Raw genomic sequence first — 18,879 nt, 5'->3', positions numbered from 1 at the left:
AGCCTCGTTTGTTAGGTAAGCATCATATAGCGCATCTTATTGTGCAGTGCAACATGATTGTGCGGCGCAACCGACGTTAACCTTTTCGGCCGAAAGCCATTGGTCGTGCTGGACCGGTTTGCGCCCTGTCGTTATTAATAGACCGTTAATTTGCCAGGCCCGAAGACTAAAGGTCCGCTGATGCCCGCAGTCCAATATCCGTTCATCGACATCGCCGTGCATCCGCGTGTGCGGGAGCACTTTGCCCGTGGCGAAGCACTGGTGCTTTTCTCGGCGGACCTTGCGCGTGCGCTCTGGGCGAACGGCGCGGGCGCGGAGCTTTTCGGGCATGCGGCGGTCTATGATCTCCTGGATCAGGGTGTCAATCGCGGCGATATCACCTATCGCCAGCTGGAAGTGACCGCCCGGCAGCTCTCAAGGATCGGCGACACCCGGAACTTCATGATCCGCATCGCGCAGGGTTTCCAGCGCGTGGCCGTGCAGGCCTCGGTTGAACTGATTGACGTTTCCGGCGAAGCGGCCGTGCTGGTCTCATTGCCGGTCGCAACGCGGGCGCTGTCGACTGAGCAGTCCGCCGCGCAGATGCTGAAGGGGCTCGACGATCCGGATACGCATATGGCCGTCATTGGCGGCGAAGGCGAGATCGTTGCCGCCTCCCCCGGCTTTTCATCCCTCGGCGTAACGCAGCCGACGGCCAAGGCGCTGGCGACCATGGCCGGCGCGCATCCGCACGGGCTGATCAAGCGACCAGTCGCGACGGGCAAGGGTTACCTGCCGGCCGCCGTCGGGCGAATCAGCAGCGAGCCTGGGCTTTACCTGCTGTTCGCGGTCGAGACCGTTCTCGGGCGTCTGGACCCGACGGATACGCCGGACTTATCCACAAGCCCCGTTAACCATACCGTTGTCGCGCCGGCCTCGACATTCGCCGACGCGATCGATGCCGTCGCCGAGATCGAGGATATCGAGGACGCGCCGGACGAGAGCATTGCCGACGATAGCGACATCGCGGAGGCTTCGGCAGTTGCCGCCCAGGAATTCGAGGCAGAGGCAGTGCCCACCGGCGACGAAGCCTTCGAGGCAGGCGTGATCGAGCCTGATACGGCGCCCGTCTTGGATGACGAGACGCACGGATTCGGCGATGTCGAGACGCTGGCAGATTCCGATCCGGAGCCCGAGGCATTGCTTGCCGCCGATGATGCCGCCGACGATATCGATGATGGCGAGGCGTCTGCAGCTGTGGAGGAGACGGTCACGTCCGACGATGGCGAGGCCGACGAGGCATTCCATCCGGGCGAGACGGTTGCCGATGACGACATCGCGGCCTTCGAGCCGGATGATGTGACTGCTGAGCCGGTGGTTGCTGCCGAACTGGCCGATAGCGCGCTTGCGAGCGACGATGGCGTGGCCGATGAGGCGCCGGCACAGGCGCCCGAGACCCATGCCGCCGATCTGGATGATGAGGCCGAAGTAACAGCCGCCGCTGCGGAGGTTGCGACCGAGGCTACGCAGGTGGCGGCCGAGGACGGTCGCTTCGTCTTCAGGCCGAACAGCCGGGCGACGCGTTTCGTCTGGAAGATCGACGCCGAAGGTCATTTCAGCGAGGTTTCCGGCGAATTCGCGGAAGCGGTTGGTCCGCATGCGGCAAACATCATCGGCATCGCCTTCAGCGATGTCTCGGCGCTGTTCAACCTCGATCCCGAGGGCAAGATTTCCGAGGCGCTGGCGCGCCGCGACACATGGTCGGGCAAGACCATTCACTGGCCGATCGAGGGCACGAGCCTCGCCGTGCCGGTCGACCTGGCGGCGCTGCCGACCTATACGCGCAGCCGCGAATTCGACGGCTTTCGTGGCTTCGGCGTCGTACGCCTCTCCGACGCGGCGGAAGATCCGCTGGCGCTGGGCCTGACATTCGGCCCCGACGGCATCGCTTACGACGCCGCTGCGTTGGATCAGCGGGATGACGAGACCGTGGCGGATGAGCTCGCGGAAGAGACGCTTGCCGAGGACAACATCGACGAAGCGCCCGTTTCCGTGGAGACGCCGGACGCTGCCGATGCGGCCACGGACGATTTCCTGGCTGAGGAAGAGCATTCCGTCGAAGATGATACGCCCGCCCCCGCTCCAACACAGAGCGTGGAAATACCGCGCGCAGAACCGCCTGTCCTGCGCATCGTCGAAACGCCGAACCGCCGACTGACCGACAAGATCGTGCAGCTGCATGGCGTCGGCCCCGGCCTGACGAACGCCGAGCAGGCGAACTTCCGCGAGATCGCCAAGCATCTCGAGGCTTTTGGCGTGAATACGCCGGATGAGGATGGCGAGGCGAAGCCAGCGGCTGACGAGGCGCAGAAGGCGACCGACGAGGCACCGCGAGCGGACCTTATCGATGACGACGCATCGCAGGGCGATGAGGTCGTTGCCGAAACGACGGGGCAGGACAAGGACAGCGCCGAGGTCTCGGGATCGGATGAGGCTGAGCAGCCGGTATCCAGCGACGCCGCAGACAACAACGCTGTACTCATTGACGCCGAGGTCCCCTCCTCTTCCGAGCACTCGGCGGACGAGTCGCTCGACGACACGCCTGTTGCAGCCAATGACGACAGCGACGACGTGACCGAAGGTCTTGAGGAAACGGTCAGCCAGATGGATATTCTGGCGAGCTTCATTCCGCCCCGGGTGAAGATGACCGACGGGTTCTCGGCAGGCATGATCGATCAGCTGCCGGTTGCCGTGCTCATTCACGCAGGCGACCAGCTCATCCATGCCAACCCCGAATTCATGCGCCTGACGGGTTACCGCTCGCTGCAGGATCTGGCCGATGTCGGCGGCATCGATGCGCTTCTTCAGCGCGACGACATTGCCGACGCCAGCGCGCGCCATGACGGCATGATGCTCGTCACCATGGAAGACGACCTCGTGCCGGTGTCGGCGCGGCTGCAGTCGATCCGCTGGGAAGACAGCACGGCATTGATGCTGGCCTTGATGCCTGTCGTCAGCGAGCGGCCGGCGCCTGCCCCGGAGGTTGCTCCAGCCATCGACGGACGCGCCGCCGACCGCATGGTCGAGAAGGTCGCCAAGCTGCAGGTGGAAGTCGAGGAGCTGCGCTCGATCCTGGAAACCGCGACCGATGGTGTCGTGGTGATCGGCGCCGATGGCGACATCCGCTCGATGAACCGGTCCGCCAGCGCGCTCTTCAACTACGACGAGGACGACACGCGCGGCAAACCTTTCGTGATGCTCTTCGCGCATGAGAGCCAGAAGGCCGTGCTCGACTATATTAACGGCATTTCCAGCCATGGTGTCGCGAGCGTCCTCAATGATGGGCGCGAGGTGATCGGCCGCGAGGCATCGGGCGGTTTCGTGCCGTTGTTCATGACGCTCGGGCGGCTGACCTCCTCCAGCGGCTACTGCGCCGTGATCCGCGACATTACCCAGTGGAAGCGCACCGAGGACGAGTTGCGCGGTGCCAAGAGTGCCGCCGAGACGGCCAATGCCCACAAGACCGATTTCCTCGCCCGCGTCAGCCACGAGATTCGCACGCCGCTCAATGCCATCATCGGCTTTTCCGACATGATGGCCGGCGAGCGCTTCGGGCCGATCGGCCATCCGCGCTACGTCGAATATGCCAACGACATCGGCCGTTCGGGCCGGCATGTGCTCGATATCGTCAACGACCTGCTCGACATTTCGAAGATCGAAGCCGGCGAGATGGATCTCGATTTCGACTCGATCAATCTCAACGAAGCGATCTCGGAAGCCGTGGCGCTGCTGCAGCCGCAGGCAAACAGCCAGCGGGTGATCATTCGCACGGCGCTTTCGCATGCGGTTCCCGATGTGGTCGCCGATCTGCGCTCGATCAAGCAGATCGCGCTCAACATCTTATCCAATGCCATCCGCTTCACGCCATCGGGCGGGCAGATCGTCGTGTCGACTTCTTACGAGACGAATGGCAGCGTTGTGCTTCGCATTCGCGACACGGGTGTGGGCATGACCCGCAGCGAACTCGACCAGGCGATGAAGCCCTTCCGGCAGGTCTCGACACAATCGCGCCATCGCGGCGAAGGCACAGGCCTCGGCCTGCCGCTTACCAAGGCGATGGTGGATGCCAACCGAGCGATCTTCGCGATCAGCTCGACGCCCAACGAAGGGACGCTCGTCGAGATCGCGTTTCCGTCGCAACGGGTTCTGGCCAGCTAAGAAAAAAGGCAGCCAAGAGGCTGCCTGAGAGTTTGGGTGCTGTTCAACAAGGACTAGGCGATTAACATCATGTTGCGGGAGCAAAGGCTCCAAGCTGCCTCGTTCATATGCAGCCCCAAGTTACATTTACCTTTGACAAGGCTTTCTTAACGAAAGGTTGCCGAGGCCACGAAGCTCTGCCCGGTCATATATTGTAGTTTCGCTATCATTTTAACTATTCAGACGCGCAGCTCTTCGATTCTAGAAAACAAATCAAGGGCTTCCGGATTGGCGAGCGCTTCCTTGTTCTTCACCGGCCGGCCATGCACGATCTCGCGAACGGCGAGTTCGACGATCTTGCCCGACTTGGTACGTGGAATATCGGCGACCGCGATGACCTTGGCGGGGACGTGACGCGGCGAGGCGCCGCTGCGGACTCGCGTTTTGATTGACTTGACCAGCTCATCGGTCAACGCAACGCCTGGCACCAAGCGAACGAAGAGAACGACCCTGACATCGTCATCCCAATCCTGACCGATGCAGAGCGCCTCGGCGACCTCGGGCATCTGTTCGACCTGATTGTAGATCTCCGCCGTGCCTATGCGCACCCCACCCGGATTGAGCGTCGCGTCCGAGCGGCCGTGAATGATGATGCCGTCATGCTCCGTCCATTCGGCGAAATCGCCGTGGCACCAGATGTTGTCGAAGCGCTCGAAATAGGCGGCGCGGTATTTGGCGCCGTCGCTGTCGTTCCAGAACATGACCGGCATGGACGGGAAGGCCTTGGTGCAGACCAGCTCGCCCTTTTCGCCGCGCACGGGATGGCCGTTATCGTCCCAGACATCCATGGCAAGGCCGAGCCCCGGGCCCTGGATTTCGCCGCGCCAGACCGGCTGCAGAGGATTTCCGAGCACGAAGCAGGAGACGATGTCGGTACCGCCGGAGATGGAGGCGAGCTGAATGTCCTCCTTGATGCCCTCATAGACGAAGGTGAAGCCTTCGGGCGATAGCGGCGATCCGGTCGAGGTCATCAGGCGCAGGCTGCTCAGGTCGTGCGAGCTGCGCGGCATCAGGCCGCTCTTGCGGACAGCATCGATATATTTCGCCGAGGTGCCGAAGACCGCGAACTGTTCGGCTTGCGCGTAGTCGAAGAGCACATTGCCATCGGGCGCGAAGGGCGAGCCATCGAAGAGGCAGAGCGTGGCGCCGACGGCAAGCCCGGATACCAGCCAGTTCCACATCATCCAGCCGCAGGTGGTGAAATAGAAGAGCTTTTCGCCTCTTTCCAGGCCGCAATGCAGGCGATGTTCCTTGAGATGCTGCAACAGCGTGCCGCCGGCCGAATGCACGATGCACTTGGGCACACCCGTCGTGCCCGAGGAGAACAGGATATAAAGAGGGTGCGAGAACGGCAGGCGCAGGAATTCCACCGGGCGGGCGGGATGGGCGGCAATGAAGGTATCAAGCGTTCGGGCGCCGGATACGGCCCGCGCGACATCGTCGGCATCGCCGGCATAGTGCACGACGATCGTGGGAACGCCGAGCTTCGCTGCGACCGCTGCCACCTTCTCCTTGATCGCCTGCAGCTTGCCGCCATACCAATAGGCATCGCAGGTGACGAAGAGCTTCGGCTCGATCTGGCCGAAGCGATCGAGCACGCCCTGTTCGCCGAAATCGGGAGAACAGGACGACCAGATCGCGCCGATCGAAGCGGCCGCGAGCATGAAGGCGACCGTTTCGGGCACGTTCGGCATCATTGCCGCCACGCGATCTCCTGATACGATGCCCTCTGCGCGCATAGCTTGCTGCAACCTCGAGACCTGCTCGCGCAGCCGGTCCCAGCTCCAGCGATCCTCTACCTTGTCTTCTCCGCGAAAGATGATCGCGTCGCTGCCCCCTTCGCCCGAGAGCAGGTTTTCGGCGAAGTTCAGCGTCGCGTCCGGAAAGAAGCGGGCGTCGAGCATCACTTCGTCGTCGACAAGAACGCGCTCGCCGCGCTCGCCCTTGACCGCGCAGAACTCCCAGACTGCCGTCCAGAATTTGGCGCGGTCGGCGACGGACCAGGCATGCAACTCGCCGTAAGTGGACAGGGAAAGACCGAGGTTCTGGTTGCACGTCTGCATGAATGCGAAGATGGGGCTCGCTTCGACCGAAGCTCGCGAAGGGATCCAGAGTGGCTTATCGTCACGCATGCAGAACTCCTCTTGTTGGCAACCTATATAACACGTCATGAAGACGGATAAAGATGGCGATCGACCGGGTCGCCAGGCTATATATTTGCAACCGCCCGGCATTTGATATATCCGGAATTTCAGTACATTAACGGGCAGATGTCGAAAGACTGGCGAAACGCATGGGTACGTCCCGACCACCGCCGCGGCGGATAAAAATCAGGCCCGTCTCTCGCTGGCTGCCGGGTGTCGCCCGCGTCGCGACGATCTCGCTGCTGGTCTTTCTTGCCGTCTTCGTTTCGCTTCGGGTGGCTGGACCCTATGTGATCTCGACCGGGCTCGTGCGCTCCGGCATCGAGGACAGGCTCTCGCGTTGGACGGGCTATAATGCCGAGATTTCCGGGCGGCCTGTGATCGAGTTCTGGCCAACCCCGCGCATCACCATCAACAAGATTGCGGTGCGCCAGAAGGACGTCAACAACAAGCTGCTTGGAACCATCGAGAGCATCTCGGCCGAGTTCAGCCTGATCGATGCCTTCAGAGGCAAGGCAAGCTTCCACGAGTTCCATATCCTGCGCCCCAACCTGCTTTTGACCCGCGAGCGCGATGGCACCATCGACTGGACGAATGACGGCCAGCTGGCGCAGGCGATCGCCGGCGCGCAGGAACAGAATGGCGAGGAAACACTCGACACGACGCTGGATGCCGACATCGGCACCATCACCGTCGAAGACGGCACCTTGAACGTGACCGATGTCGCCAGCGGCAAGACCTACCGCTTCGACAGCGTGAGCGCCGATATCGGCTGGCCACGGCTTTCTAGCCCGATCAACGCGGTTCTGATCGCGCGAATGAACGATCTCGACATCAAGCTGGACTTCTCCTCGCGCAGCCCGCTGCTGACGTTCGGCGGCAAGAACGCACCGCTGAGGGCGGCGCTTGCCTCCAAACTGGTGAACGCAAAGTTCGATGGCGTCGCCAACATCGCGCACCTTTTCAGCCTGCAGGGCAGCATGTCTCTCGGCATTCCGGATCTTCCCGCGCTGCTGACTTGGGCCGGGCGGGCGCTGCCGGATGCCGCGACGCTGAAGGCGTTTTCCATCGACAGCGACGTGGTTTCAGCGGCAAACGGCTTCCGTTTCGACAATGTGAGCCTCGGCATGAACGGCTCGAGCGCCAGCGGCGCCATGGATGTGAGCTTCGTGCCTGGGAAGCGCGCGAAGCTCGGCGGTACGCTGGCCTTCGACCAGATCAATTTCAAATCCCTGTTCGATGCCTTCGTGGTGCGGCTGGTGGCCGGCGAAGACCATGGGCCGCCCGATGGTGGGGCCTTGCAGCAACTCGATCTCGACCTTAGGCTATCAGCCAAACAGGCCGACCTTGCGCCCTTCAAGCTCGCCAATGTTGGCGCCAGCATTATCGTTTCCAGCAACGAGGCGCGCTTCGATATCGGCGACAGCCAGTTCGAGGGTGGCGCGCTGACCGCTCACATCGAGACCAAGCGCGGCGACTTCGATGGTGGCGGGAAGCTGCAGATGTCGATCCGCGGCGCGGATTTCGCCAGCCTGATCGAGCGCCTGAACCTCAAGGGTCCGCTGCCGCTCGCAACCGGCTCGCTCGACCTCTCCGTCAGCACCGCGCTGCCGATCTGGAAGGCCGGACCGGCGGATGTAACAGGCAACATTCATTTTCGAGCGCAATCGGGCTCGCTGCCCGGCTTTGATTCCGAGGCGGTGCGCAGCGAAGCGGCGAAGGCGGAATTCTTTGCGCTGAGCGCCGTCTCGCATCGCTCCTTCGCGTTCGATCGCCTTGATATCGCGGCCGATCTCGATGACGGGGCTGCGCAGATCAAGCGCGGCCGGATCGAGGGGCCGCAGGAAACCATCACGCTGTCGGGTGTCATTCCCTACAAATCGAGCGGGCTTGCCCTCTCCGGCAAGATCATTGCCACCGATCCCGCCAGTGACGCGGCCTTTCCGGTACTGCCGTTCTTCGTCGGCGGCTCTTGGCCGGATCCGGTCCTTTCGGCGCTGCCAAGCAACCAGCAGCCGGGCAACCAGCAACCGGACAACCAGCAGCAGCCGCAGGAAGGCGCTACGAAATAATCACGGTGCGTTGGCCGCCGCCCGCTCATCCCTCTCACGCTGCAGCTCGCGTCGCTTGGTGATGACGGATGTGCAGATGACGCCGACCGCGACGATGCCGATCAGGATGGTGCAGACCGCGTTGATCTCGGGCGTGACGCCGAGGCGCACCTGGCTGTAGATCTTCATCGGCAGCGTGGTGGCGCCAGGCCCTGAGGTGAAGCTGGCGATGACGAGATCATCCAGCGACAGGGTGAAGGCGAGGATCCAGCCAGACGCCACGGCTGGCGCGATGATCGGCAGCGTAATCTCGAAGAAGGTGCGCACCGGCGGCGAGCCAAGATCGAGCGCCGCTTCCTCGATCGAGCGATCGAAGGTGAGCAAGCGCGACTGCACGACGACGGCGACGAAGCACATGGTGAGCGTCGTATGGGCCAGCGTGATGGTCCAGAAGCCGCGGTCGAGGCCGATTGCCACGAAGAGCAGCAGCAGCGACAGGCCGGTGATGACCTCGGGCATGACCAGCGGCGCATAGACCATGCCGGAGAAGAGCATTCGGCCGCGGAAGCGCGTGTAGCGCACCAGCGTGATGGCGGCGAGCGTGCCGAGGACGGTCGCGGCGGTGGCCGAGAGCACGCCCACGCGCAGCGTCACCCAGGCGGCGTCCAGCAGCGCCTGGTTCTGGAAGAGCGACACGTACCACTTGGTCGAGAAGCCGCCCCAGACGGTGACGAGTTTCGATTCGTTGAACGAAAAGATGACGAGCAGCACGATCGGCAGATAGAGGAAGGCGAAGCCGAGCGTCACGGAGGCGACGTTGAAGCGGGTCCATTTCATCATGGTCTATCTCCCCTGCTCATCGGCCTTGGCCTGTACATTCTGGAAGAACACGATCGGTATCACCAGGATGAGAAGCAAGATGGTGGCCACGGCCGAGGAGACCGGCCAGTCGCGGTTGGAATTGAACTCGTTCCACAGCGTCTTGCCGATCATCAGCGTCTGCGATCCGCCGAGCAGATCGGGGATGACGAACTCGCCGACGGCGGGGATGAAGACCAGCATGCAGCCGGCGACGACGCCAGGAAGCGACAGCGGGAAGGTCACGCGCCAGAAGGCCGTTATCGGCGGGCAGCCGAGATCCTGCGCCGCCTCGATCAGTGTGCCGTCCATCTTCTCAAGTGACGAGTATAGCGGCAGCACCATGAACGGCAGATACGAGTAGACGATGCCGATATAGACGGCGATGTTGGTGTTGAGGATGATCAGCGGGCTGTCGATGACATGCAACGACTGCAGCAGCTGGTTCAGCAGCCCCTCAGGCTTCAGGATGGCGATCCAGGCGTAAACGCGGATCAGGAAGCTCGTCCAGAACGGCAGGATGACCAGCATCAAGAGCGTCGGGCGGATGCTGCGCGGGGCGTTGGCCATGCCATAGGCGATCGGATAGGCGATCAGCAGCGTCAGCAGCGTGGAGATGCCGGCGATGATGACGCTCGACAGATAGGCGTTGAAATAGAGCGGATCGTCGATCAGGTAGTGGTAGTTGTCGAAAGAGAAGCTTGCGATCTTGTCCCAGACATCGGCCCAGCTGTCGGAGAAGGAGAAGGCCGGATCATAGGGCGGCATGGCGATCGCCGTCGTCGACAGCGAGATGCGGAAGACGATGAAGAACGGCGCCAGGAAGAAGAGCAGCAGCCAGACGTAGGGTACGATGATGACGAGGCGGTTGTAGACGGATGATCCGAGCTTGCCCATGGCATCAATCCTTCAACAGAACGCCGGCGTCCTCGGCGAAGGTGACCCAGACTCCCTGATCGTAAACGAAGGGATCATCGACAGCGCGCTGCGCATTCAGCGACGACGCCTTCACCACCTTGCCGCTCTTCAACTTCACATGGAAAACGGTCATGTCGCCGAGATAGGCTATATCCCAGAGCTCGCCCGAGGCGGCATTGATGCCGGGATTGGCCGGCGGGGTGCGCGTGACCTTCAGCTTTTCGGGGCGGATGGCGAAGCCGGCGGGGCTGCCGACCGGCAGCGGCTCGGCACCCGACAGCTTGATGCTCAGGCTCTCGTCGATAGCGATCTCGACGCCATTGGCATTGGACGCCGTGACCTTGCCGTCGAAGATGTTCACGTCGCCGATGAAATCGGCCACGAAGCGGGAGTTCGGGGCCTCGTAGATTTCGGCCGGCGTCGCCACCTGGATGACCTTGCCGTGGCTCATGACCGCGATACGATCGGCCATGGTCATCGCCTCTTCCTGGTCGTGGGTGACGACGACGAAGGTGAGGCCGAGGTTCTGCTGCAGGTCCATGAGCTCGAACTGGGTTTCCTCGCGCAGCTTCTTGTCGAGCGCGCCAAGCGGTTCGTCAAGCAAAAGCACCTTCGGTCGCTTGGCAAGCGAGCGCGCGAGCGCCACGCGCTGGCGCTGGCCGCCGGAAAGCTGGTTCGGCTTGCGGGAGGCGAACTTCTCCAGCTTCACCATCTTCAGCATCTGCAGCACGCGTTCGCCGATCTCGTCCTTGGCCATGCCGTCCTGGCGCAGGCCGAAGGCGATGTTCTTTTCGACAGTCATGTGCGGGAAGAGCGCGTAGGACTGGAACATCATGTTGACCGGGCGCTTATAGGGCGGCGTTCCGGCAAGGTCGGTGCCATCAAGGATGATCTCGCCGGAGGTCGGCTGCTCGAAACCAGCCAGCATGCGCAGCAGCGTGGACTTGCCACAGCCCGATGCGCCAAGCAGCGCGAAGAACTCACGGTGATAGATATTGAGCGACAGGTCGTCGACGGCGGTGAAATCACCGAAGCGCTTGATGACGTTCTTGACCGAGATGAACGGCTTGGCGGCCGGATCGGCCCAAGGCGCAAAGGAACGGCGAATATTGCCGAGTGACTTCATGATTTTTCCCCGAAAACTGACCTGATCCAATGCGCCACTAAAAGAAATGCCCGAACCATCAGGTTCGGGCAGATCAGTGCGTTACTGACCGGTGACGACTGTCGTCCACAGTCGCGTCACGGCACGCTGCGCTTTCGCATCGAGCGGCGGAACGGTGAAGAGCTTCGCCATGACCTCGGGCGTCGGATAGATCGCGGTGTCGTCGATCACTTCCTTGTCGAGCAGCGGCTGCGATGCCTTGTTGCCGTTGGCGTAGAAGACGTAGTTCGATGCCTTGGCGGCGACCTCGGGCTTCATCATGTAGTTGATGAACTCATGCGCTTCCTCGACATGCGGCGCATCCTTCGGGATACCGAAGACGTCGAAGAAGATTTGTGCGCCCTGGTTCGGCACCGAGTAATCGACCTTGACGCCGGAGTTGGCTTCGGTGGCGCGGTCGCCGGCCTGGAAGACGTCGCCCGAGAAGCCGAGCGCGATGCAGATGTCGCCATTGGCAAGCGCGCTGATATATTCCGACGAGTGGAACTTGCGCACGAAGGGACGAACGGCCATCAGCACGTCCTGCGCCTTCTTCAGGTCTTCCGTCTTCGTGCTGTTCGGATCGAGGCCGAGATAGGCGAGCACGGAGGGGATGACGTCGGTCGGAGAGTCCAGCATGTAGATGCCGCAATCCTTGAGCTTGGCGGCCTTTTCCGGATCGAAGAGCGCATCCCAATTGGGCTTCTCATCCGTGCCGAGCGCTGCCTTCACCTTGTCGACATTATAGCCGATGCCTGTGGTGCCCCACATGTAGTCGACGCTGTATTCGTTGCCCGGATCGAAGGACGCCACACCCTTGGTCACCACGTCCCACATGTTGACGAGGTTCGGCAGCTTCGACTTGTCGAGCTTCTGGTAGACACCAGCGGCGATCTGGCGCTGCATGAAGGATACCGTCGGAACCACGACGTCGTAGCCCGTGCCGCCGGCCAAGAGCTTGGCTTCCAGCGTCTCATTGCTGTCGAAGGTGTCGTAGACGACCTTGATGCCGGTTTCCTTGGTGAAATCTTCGAGGATGGAACTGTCGATATAATCGGACCAGTTGTAGACATTGACGACGCGGTCCGCGGCAACGGATGGCGTGATCGAAAGCCCAGTCACGAGAGCCGTGGCCGCGAGCTTTACGAGAATTGACCTCATGCTATCTCCTGCTTTTTGTTTGGGCACCGTTTTCCGCGGATGCCCTCCCTCTGGTTTTGGTTGCAGACTAGAAAGGATTTCTGGAGCCGACAAGCGCAAAATCCTGCACTCTCAATGATTTCGCTGTGACTAAAGACCGGGACTAAAAGTCGAAGTTGCCAAGGCCCGAGACCATCTCATCGAGCCCCAACGGGCGTGTGACAGGCGGCTCGGCGCGCGAGAGACATCCGCGCCTTTCGCAGAGCCGACAGCTGGAGCCTGCCGTGATGGCCTTTTGCGCGGAAACCGCCCGGCCGTAAACTGTCTCCTCGCCTGCCGAAGCATCACAACCGACGAGAAGCGCCGTGCGGCGGACGCGCTCGCCGAACGGCGCGTTCGGCCCCTCAAGCGTGCGGGAGATGGTGAGGTAGCGGTTATTATCAGGCATCTCGACCAATTCGGCGAGGATCTGTCCGGGCTGGAGCAGGGCGACATGGACGTTGAGCTTCGGACAGTCGCCGCCGAAGCGCAGATGCGGGAAGCCTTGCGATCCTGACCGACGCAGCCGATGGCCGGCACCGTCGATCTCCATGGTGAAGAAGGAGACCGCCGAAGCGCCGGGGCGCTGAAGCATCGTCAGCCGGCTTGCCGCCTGCGCGAAGGAGACGTTGAAGCGGACGCGCAGGATATCGATGTCGTAGGACGCGGCCTGGGCCGCCGCTAGGAAAGGCGCGTAGGGCATGGTCAGCGCCAGTGCCGCATAGCGCGCGAGCTCGAAGCGGGCGATGCGCCTCGCCTCCTCGGTGGAGAGCATCAGGCCTTCGAGCTCGCTCACGATCGCCTCGCGCAGCGCCAGCGTCGCGACTTCGATTGCGATCTCCTGCGCCTGATCGGCCGGCGACAGGCGCTCGGAAATGAAGAGCCGCATGGAGTGACGATCGAAACGGCGGCGGAGATCCGGCATGACATGGATCGGGAGAACGCGAACGCCGATGCCGCGCTCGGCGCGCAGCCACTCCTTGAATGTGGAGATGATATCGCGGGGGTCGGAGAGCGCATGAAGGAACGCTTCCGCTGCCGTTTCTATGCGCGGGAAATAGGCCGAGCGGCGCTCCAGCACATCGCGTACCTCATCTGCCGGCAGCCGCGCGCCCGACAGTGGCACCTGCCCCTCGCCTGCACTCAGAAGCGTTAGATCGGAGAGGCGCACCGCCTGCTCACGGTAGGCACGGTAGAGCTTGATGACGCCGCTTGCCGCATTGGGCGCCGCCTCCGCAACCTCGACCAGTTCCTGATCGCCCGGCAGCTCGCCCGACAGCAGCGGATCGGCGAAGATTTCCTTCAGCTGAGTGAGACTGCCGCCGCTTTCGGCGCGCAGTTCCTTCAGATCGACCTTGTAGACCGCCGCGAGCTTCAGCAGCAGCTGCACGGTCAGCGGGCGCTGGTTGCGCTCGATCAGGTTGAGATAGGACGGCGAGATCTCCAGCGCCTCGGCCATCGCCGCCTGCGTCACGCCGAGGCCGTTTCGGATACGGCGGACCTTGGGACCGGCAAACATTTTGCGCTCAGCCATGTGACAATCCTTTACAGAATATCGGGGTCGCAGAATTTACAAAACTTGACAATTTTACTACCGAAACTTGTCACGTTCTTTGCATCGCGACCCCTATTCCATCGCGTTTCTCCAGTTAACTCTGGCTATTTCCTGATGATTTGTAAATCCTGTCAATCAGCCAGATGGCCATGATGTTATGCAAGGAGGAAGACATGACAGAGTTTGACAAGCTTCACCGCAATATCCCCGCCAACCGTTTCGCCGGCATCGAGCGCCCCTATTCGGCCGATGATGTGCGACGACTGCGCGGATCGGTCGAGCTTCGTTACTCGCTGGCTGAAATGGGCGCCAACCGGCTCTGGCAGCTGCTGCATCAGGACGACTTCGTCAACGCACTCGGCGCGCTTTCCGGCAACCAGGCCATGCAGATGGTCCGCGCCGGGTTGAAGGCGATCTATCTCTCGGGTTGGCAGGTCGCGGCCGATTCCAACACGGCATCGGCGATGTATCCCGATCAGTCGCTCTACCCCGCCAATGCAGGGCCGGAGCTTGCCAAGCGGATCAATAGAACGCTGCAGCGCGCCGACCAGATCGAGACCTCGGAAGACAAGGGGCTTTCGGTCGAGACATGGTTCGCGCCGATCGTTGCCGATGCCGAAGCGGGCTTCGGCGGGCCGCTCAACGCATTCGAGATCATGAAGGCCTATATCGAGGCCGGCGTCGCGGGGGTTCATTTCGAGGATCAGCTGGCGTCCGAAAAGAAGTGCGGCCACCTCGGCGGCAAGGTTCTGATCCCGACCGCCGCCCATATCCGCAATCTCGACGCCGCGCGCCTTGCCGCCGACGTCATGGGGGTGCCGACGCTTGTCATCGCCCGCACCGATGCGGAAGCCGCAAAGCTCCTGACCTCCGATATCGACGAGCGCGACCAGCCCTTCGTCGATTACGATGCTGGCCGCACGGTCGAGGGTTTCTACCAGGTGCGCAACGGGCTGGAGCCGTGTATCGCGCGTGCCGTCGCCTACGCGCCGCATTGCGACCTGATCTGGTGCGAGACCTCCAAGCCGGATCTGGAGCAGGCGCGCCGGTTCGCCGAGGGCGTGCACAAGGTGCATCCGGGCAAGCTGCTCGCCTACAACTGCTCGCCGTCGTTCAACTGGAAAAAGAACCTCGACGACGCGACGATCGCCAAGTTCCAGCGCGAGCTTGGAGCCATGGGCTACAAGTTCCAGTTCATCACGCTGGCCGGTTTCCACCAGCTGAACTTCGGCATGTACGAACTCGCCCGCGGCTACAAGGATCGGCAGATGGCCGCCTATTCGGAGCTGCAGCAGGCGGAATTCGCTGCCGAAGCGAACGGCTACACGGCCACCAAGCACCAACGCGAAGTCGGCACCGGCTATTTCGACGCCGTGTCGATGGCAATCACCGGTGGGCGATCCTCGACCACGGCGATGGGAGAATCGACCGAGCACGCACAGTTCAAGCCAGCAGCCGAGTAATGCCAACCGAAGGAGGAGGAGACAATGCCTACGCTTGCACGCGTCAAGGAACGCGCAGAGGAACAATCCACCAGCATGACACCGGATCAGCAGGGCATGATCCGCATGCTCGCCAACGATCTGCACCGGTTGAACCAGTCGGTCATGAAGGCGGTCGATGCCGGCGTTTCGGTCGAGATCGTCCGCTCGGCCCGCCATCACGGCGGCGATGGAAACTGGGGTGACCTGTTGATCCCGGTCATTGTTGCCGGCCGGAACTGACTAGCCCCCAATCCGCCCTGCAACACGGCGCCTCAGCTTCGGCTGGGGCGCCTTCCCGCGAAAAGATCGCTGTAGCTTTTCAACAGCCTGGTCATGCGATCGGCGACGGTGCGGATTTCCTGGCGGTGGCGGTCTTCGTTGTTCATGACGATCCACTGCTGGTGGCGCAGATCCTGTAGCTCCGGGCCAAGGCGCTGCAGGTCTGGATCAAGATCTCCGACGAAACAGGGCAGCACCGCCTTGCCGGCGCCGGCGCGAACGAGATCGACCAGCGAGCGCGGACGATTGACGGTGGCGACGATGGCGCCTCCAGCATTGTGGTGCGGCCAGCGCAGATAGTTGGAGATCGCATCCTCTTCCGCAACGGCGAGCCATCGCTCTTCCTGTTCACCGGCGTTGCGCCTCGCATAGACACCGTAGGCCACCTCCCCCAAGAGCCGCGCGGCGAGATTGTTTTCCTCCGGCTCGAAGGCGCGGATGCCGATATCGATCTCGCGGTAGTTCAGGTTGGCGCGCGCCTCGCCTATCGTCATCGATACGGCGAAGTGGTCGCCGGGCATGCGGATGGCGCCAAAATTCTCGGCCATCAACCAGGCGACCCAGGTGCCGGCGGCGATCCGCACGGTTGCTCCGACGCTGCTTGCCTGGCGCCAGGCATCCACCTTGCGGGCGGCGGCCTCCATGTCCTTCAGATGATCGAGCAGGGCCTGGCCATCCGGCGTCAGGCGGTAGCCGGTCTGGCTGCGGGAAAAGAGCGTCCGGCCGATCTCCTGCTCTAGATCGAGCATCCGCCTGCCGATCGTGGCGGGGCTGAGCCCGCTTGCGGCAGCAGCCCCAGTCAGCCCGCCGAGACGCGCGACCTGCAGGAAGAGCTGAAATGAGTCCCATTGCGTGCTTTTCATGAGTGAAAAACATAGTGGGATTTCTTGCGTTTATGAAGCGAATTTTGGCGAATACCCTGTGTCCATCTTCAATTCAGAAAGGACACGGTCATGATCGAGCTGTTAGCCTTCATCGAGCTCGCCAAACTCAACACGAGGAATTCCGACCGGTATCGTGCGCGGGCCGAGGAGGACTTCTACCAGGGCTACGGACAATCGAAGCTCGAGCGTTTCGCCGCTCGAGTTCTCGCCATGCTGCCCATGAAAAAGGGCCGCCCAGAGGGCAGCCCTTCGATGATCAAACCTGATGGAGAACCGATCAGGCCGCGTTTCGCATGCGGACCTGCTGCGGGGCAGAAGACGCATCGATGCGGAACTGCTGTATCAGCGACATGAGCGCATCGGCCTCGCTCGCCAGTTGGCGGCTCTGCTCGGTGGTATCCTCGACCATGGCCGCGTTCTTCTGCGTCATCTGATCCATCGCGTTGACGGAGCTGTTGACTTCCTGCAGGGCGGCCGACTGGTCGGCGCTGGCGGTGGCGATGGTCTCGACATGCTTGCTGATCGCGATGATCTCGCTGCTGATCGAGGCCAGCACCGAGCCGGTCTTCTGCACCAGTCCGGAGCCTGCCGCGACTTCGCGGGTCGAGGTCTCGATCAGGCTCTTGATCTCGCGCGCGGCATCGGCCGAGCGCTGGGCGAGTTCGCGTACTTCCATGGCGACGACGGCAAAGCCCTTGCCGGCTTCCCCGGCGCGCGCGGCCTCAATGCCGGCGTTCAGCGCCAGAAGGTTGGTCTGGAAGGCGATGTCGTCGATCACCTCGATGATCTGCTCGATCTGCTTGGAAGCCGCTTCGATGCGGTCCATCGCGGCGACGGTATCGCCGACCACGACAGTCGAGCTGTCCGCCGTCTTCTTGGTGACGATGACGGCGCTGTTTGCCTCGCGGGCGCGTTCGGCCGACGAGCGGACGGTGACGGTGATTTCCTCGACGGCAGCAGCGGTTTCCTCCAGGCTTGCGGCCTGGGCTTCGGTGCGCTTGGAGAGCTCATCGGCCGAGTGCAGCATGGAGCCGGAGTTGCGGTGGATCGTCACCGCGTTATCGCGGATGCGCGAGAGCGTATCCTGCAGGCGTTCGAGCGAGGCGTTGAAATCGACGCGCAACTGCTCAAGCCGGCCGACGAAAGGCGTTTCGATCGTTTCCGATACGTCGCCGCTCGACAGGCGGCCAAGACCGGCGGCGAGCTGATTGACGGCAAACTGGATCTGGTCGTCGAGCGTGCGCTTTTCAGCGTCGTTGCGGCTGCGCTCCGCGTCGCTCAGGGCGCGCTGTTCGGCCGCCTGCGTCTCCAGCATGAGCCGGGCGCGCGCACCTTCCTGGAACAAAGCAAGCGCCTTGCCGATCGCGCCGAACTCGTTCTCCTTCTCGGTGCAGGGGATCTTCGTGTCGAGATTGCCCGAGGAGATCGTGTTGATGGCGCCTGTCAGGGTCTCAAGCGGACGGATCGTGGCGCGGATCGCGACATAGGCGATGACGCCGACAATCAGCAGGACCGCGAGGCCAACGCCGACAACTAGGGTCAGCAGCTGCTGCAGGCTGCTGTAATAGACTTCCATCGGAATACCGATGAAGAGAACGCCGACGGTCGAGCCCGTTGCACTCTTGACCGGGAAGTAGCCGGTCATGAACTTCTTGCCGAAGAGATCGGCCGGGCCATAATAGGCTTCACCCTTGGCGAGAGCCGCCTGCGCCGGATGGCCGGCAGCCAGCTTGGTGCCGACGGCGCGATCTCCGTTTTCCTTCTTCACGTTGGTCGAGACACGGACATAGTCGTCACCCTGGCGCTCGAACACCGTGGCGTAACCCGCGATGGAGGCCGCGGTTCGATCGACGAGGGCGTGGTCGCCGAGCGACGACGGCAGCTTCTCTTCACTGACGGCCACCAGCTTGTTGTCACGGACATCGACCTTCGCGGACGGATCGCCGGCTGCATAAAGCACCGCCATCGCGCGGCTGGCATCCTTGGCGTCGGTGACCGCACTGGTCATGACGTACGCGCTAAGATTGTAGTAAGTTACAGAAACAATCGCCGCTGTACTGAAAACCAGAAGAGCAAGCGTAATCGCGACGATCTGCCGAACAATAGACGCTGAGAAAAAGCGAAGCATACAAAGACCCCTGAGGAAC

12 protein-coding genes are annotated in these 18,879 nt (G+C 62.3%); 4 read left to right on the top strand and 8 right to left on the bottom strand.

Annotation, left to right across the window (positions count from 1 at the left end):
• Positions 1–180: 180 nt before the first annotated feature.
• A complete protein-coding gene (locus ACVTFQ_RS01655) occupies positions 181–4,197 on the top strand; it encodes a sensor histidine kinase (protein ID WP_111561735.1) in 4,017 nt (1,338 codons plus the stop codon).
• Between the two features lie 218 nt (positions 4,198–4,415).
• Here the strand turns inward: ACVTFQ_RS01655 and ACVTFQ_RS01650 are convergent, their stop codons facing one another.
• Positions 4,416–6,368, bottom strand: coding sequence for an acetoacetate--CoA ligase (locus ACVTFQ_RS01650; RefSeq protein WP_111561734.1), 1,953 nt, complete (start codon positions 6,366–6,368; stop codon positions 4,416–4,418).
• Between the two features lie 161 nt (positions 6,369–6,529).
• Between ACVTFQ_RS01650 and ACVTFQ_RS01645 the strand changes: the two genes are divergently transcribed.
• A complete protein-coding gene (locus tag ACVTFQ_RS01645) occupies positions 6,530–8,452 on the top strand; it encodes an AsmA family protein (protein ID WP_111561733.1) in 1,923 nt (640 codons plus the stop codon).
• Here ACVTFQ_RS01645 and ACVTFQ_RS01640 read toward each other — a convergent pair whose 3' ends face one another.
• The 5 genes from ACVTFQ_RS01640 to ACVTFQ_RS01620 form a co-directional block, all read right to left on the bottom strand.
• The gene (locus ACVTFQ_RS01640) at positions 8,453–9,271 is read right to left on the bottom strand and encodes an ABC transporter permease (protein ID WP_111561732.1); all 819 of its coding nucleotides are present in this window, start codon (positions 9,269–9,271) and stop codon (positions 8,453–8,455) included.
• 3 nt (positions 9,272–9,274) lie between these two features.
• Complete coding sequence (locus ACVTFQ_RS01635; RefSeq protein ID WP_018898484.1) at positions 9,275–10,186, bottom strand: ABC transporter permease subunit; 912 nt, start codon at positions 10,184–10,186, stop codon at positions 9,275–9,277.
• Between the two features lie 4 nt (positions 10,187–10,190).
• Positions 10,191–11,333 (bottom strand): ABC transporter ATP-binding protein, encoded by a 1,143-nt coding sequence (locus ACVTFQ_RS01630; protein ID WP_470423660.1) that lies wholly within the window; start codon positions 11,331–11,333, stop codon positions 10,191–10,193.
• A gap of 81 nt (positions 11,334–11,414) precedes the next feature.
• A complete protein-coding gene (locus ACVTFQ_RS01625) occupies positions 11,415–12,512 on the bottom strand; it encodes a polyamine ABC transporter substrate-binding protein (RefSeq protein WP_111561730.1) in 1,098 nt (365 codons plus the stop codon).
• Between the two features lie 142 nt (positions 12,513–12,654).
• Positions 12,655–14,064: a short-chain fatty acyl-CoA regulator family protein gene (locus ACVTFQ_RS01620; RefSeq protein ID WP_111561729.1), complete on the bottom strand. Its 1,410-nt coding sequence runs from the start codon at positions 14,062–14,064 to the stop codon at positions 12,655–12,657.
• A 194-nt stretch (positions 14,065–14,258) separates the two neighbouring features.
• Here ACVTFQ_RS01620 and aceA point away from each other — a divergent pair, with 194 nt between their 5' ends.
• Complete coding sequence (aceA, locus tag ACVTFQ_RS01615) at positions 14,259–15,548, top strand: isocitrate lyase (protein WP_111561728.1); 1,290 nt, start codon at positions 14,259–14,261, stop codon at positions 15,546–15,548.
• A 24-nt stretch (positions 15,549–15,572) separates the two neighbouring features.
• A complete protein-coding gene (locus ACVTFQ_RS01610) occupies positions 15,573–15,809 on the top strand; it encodes an SMc00767 family acetate metabolism repressor (protein WP_111561727.1) in 237 nt (78 codons plus the stop codon).
• A 32-nt stretch (positions 15,810–15,841) separates the two neighbouring features.
• Here ACVTFQ_RS01610 and ACVTFQ_RS01605 read toward each other — a convergent pair whose 3' ends face one another.
• On the bottom strand, positions 15,842–16,711 hold the full coding sequence (locus tag ACVTFQ_RS01605; protein WP_111561726.1) for a LysR family transcriptional regulator: 870 nt from the start codon (positions 16,709–16,711) through the stop codon (positions 15,842–15,844).
• A gap of 298 nt (positions 16,712–17,009) precedes the next feature.
• Complete coding sequence (locus ACVTFQ_RS01600) at positions 17,010–18,860, bottom strand: methyl-accepting chemotaxis protein (protein WP_111561725.1); 1,851 nt, start codon at positions 18,858–18,860, stop codon at positions 17,010–17,012.
• Positions 18,861–18,879: the final 19 nt, after the last annotated feature.

It is taken from the genome of Rhizobium sp. O111 (assembly GCF_055616315.1).
Note: the sequence above shows the minus strand (reverse complement) of the source record. Positions and strands in the feature narration are given on the sequence as shown.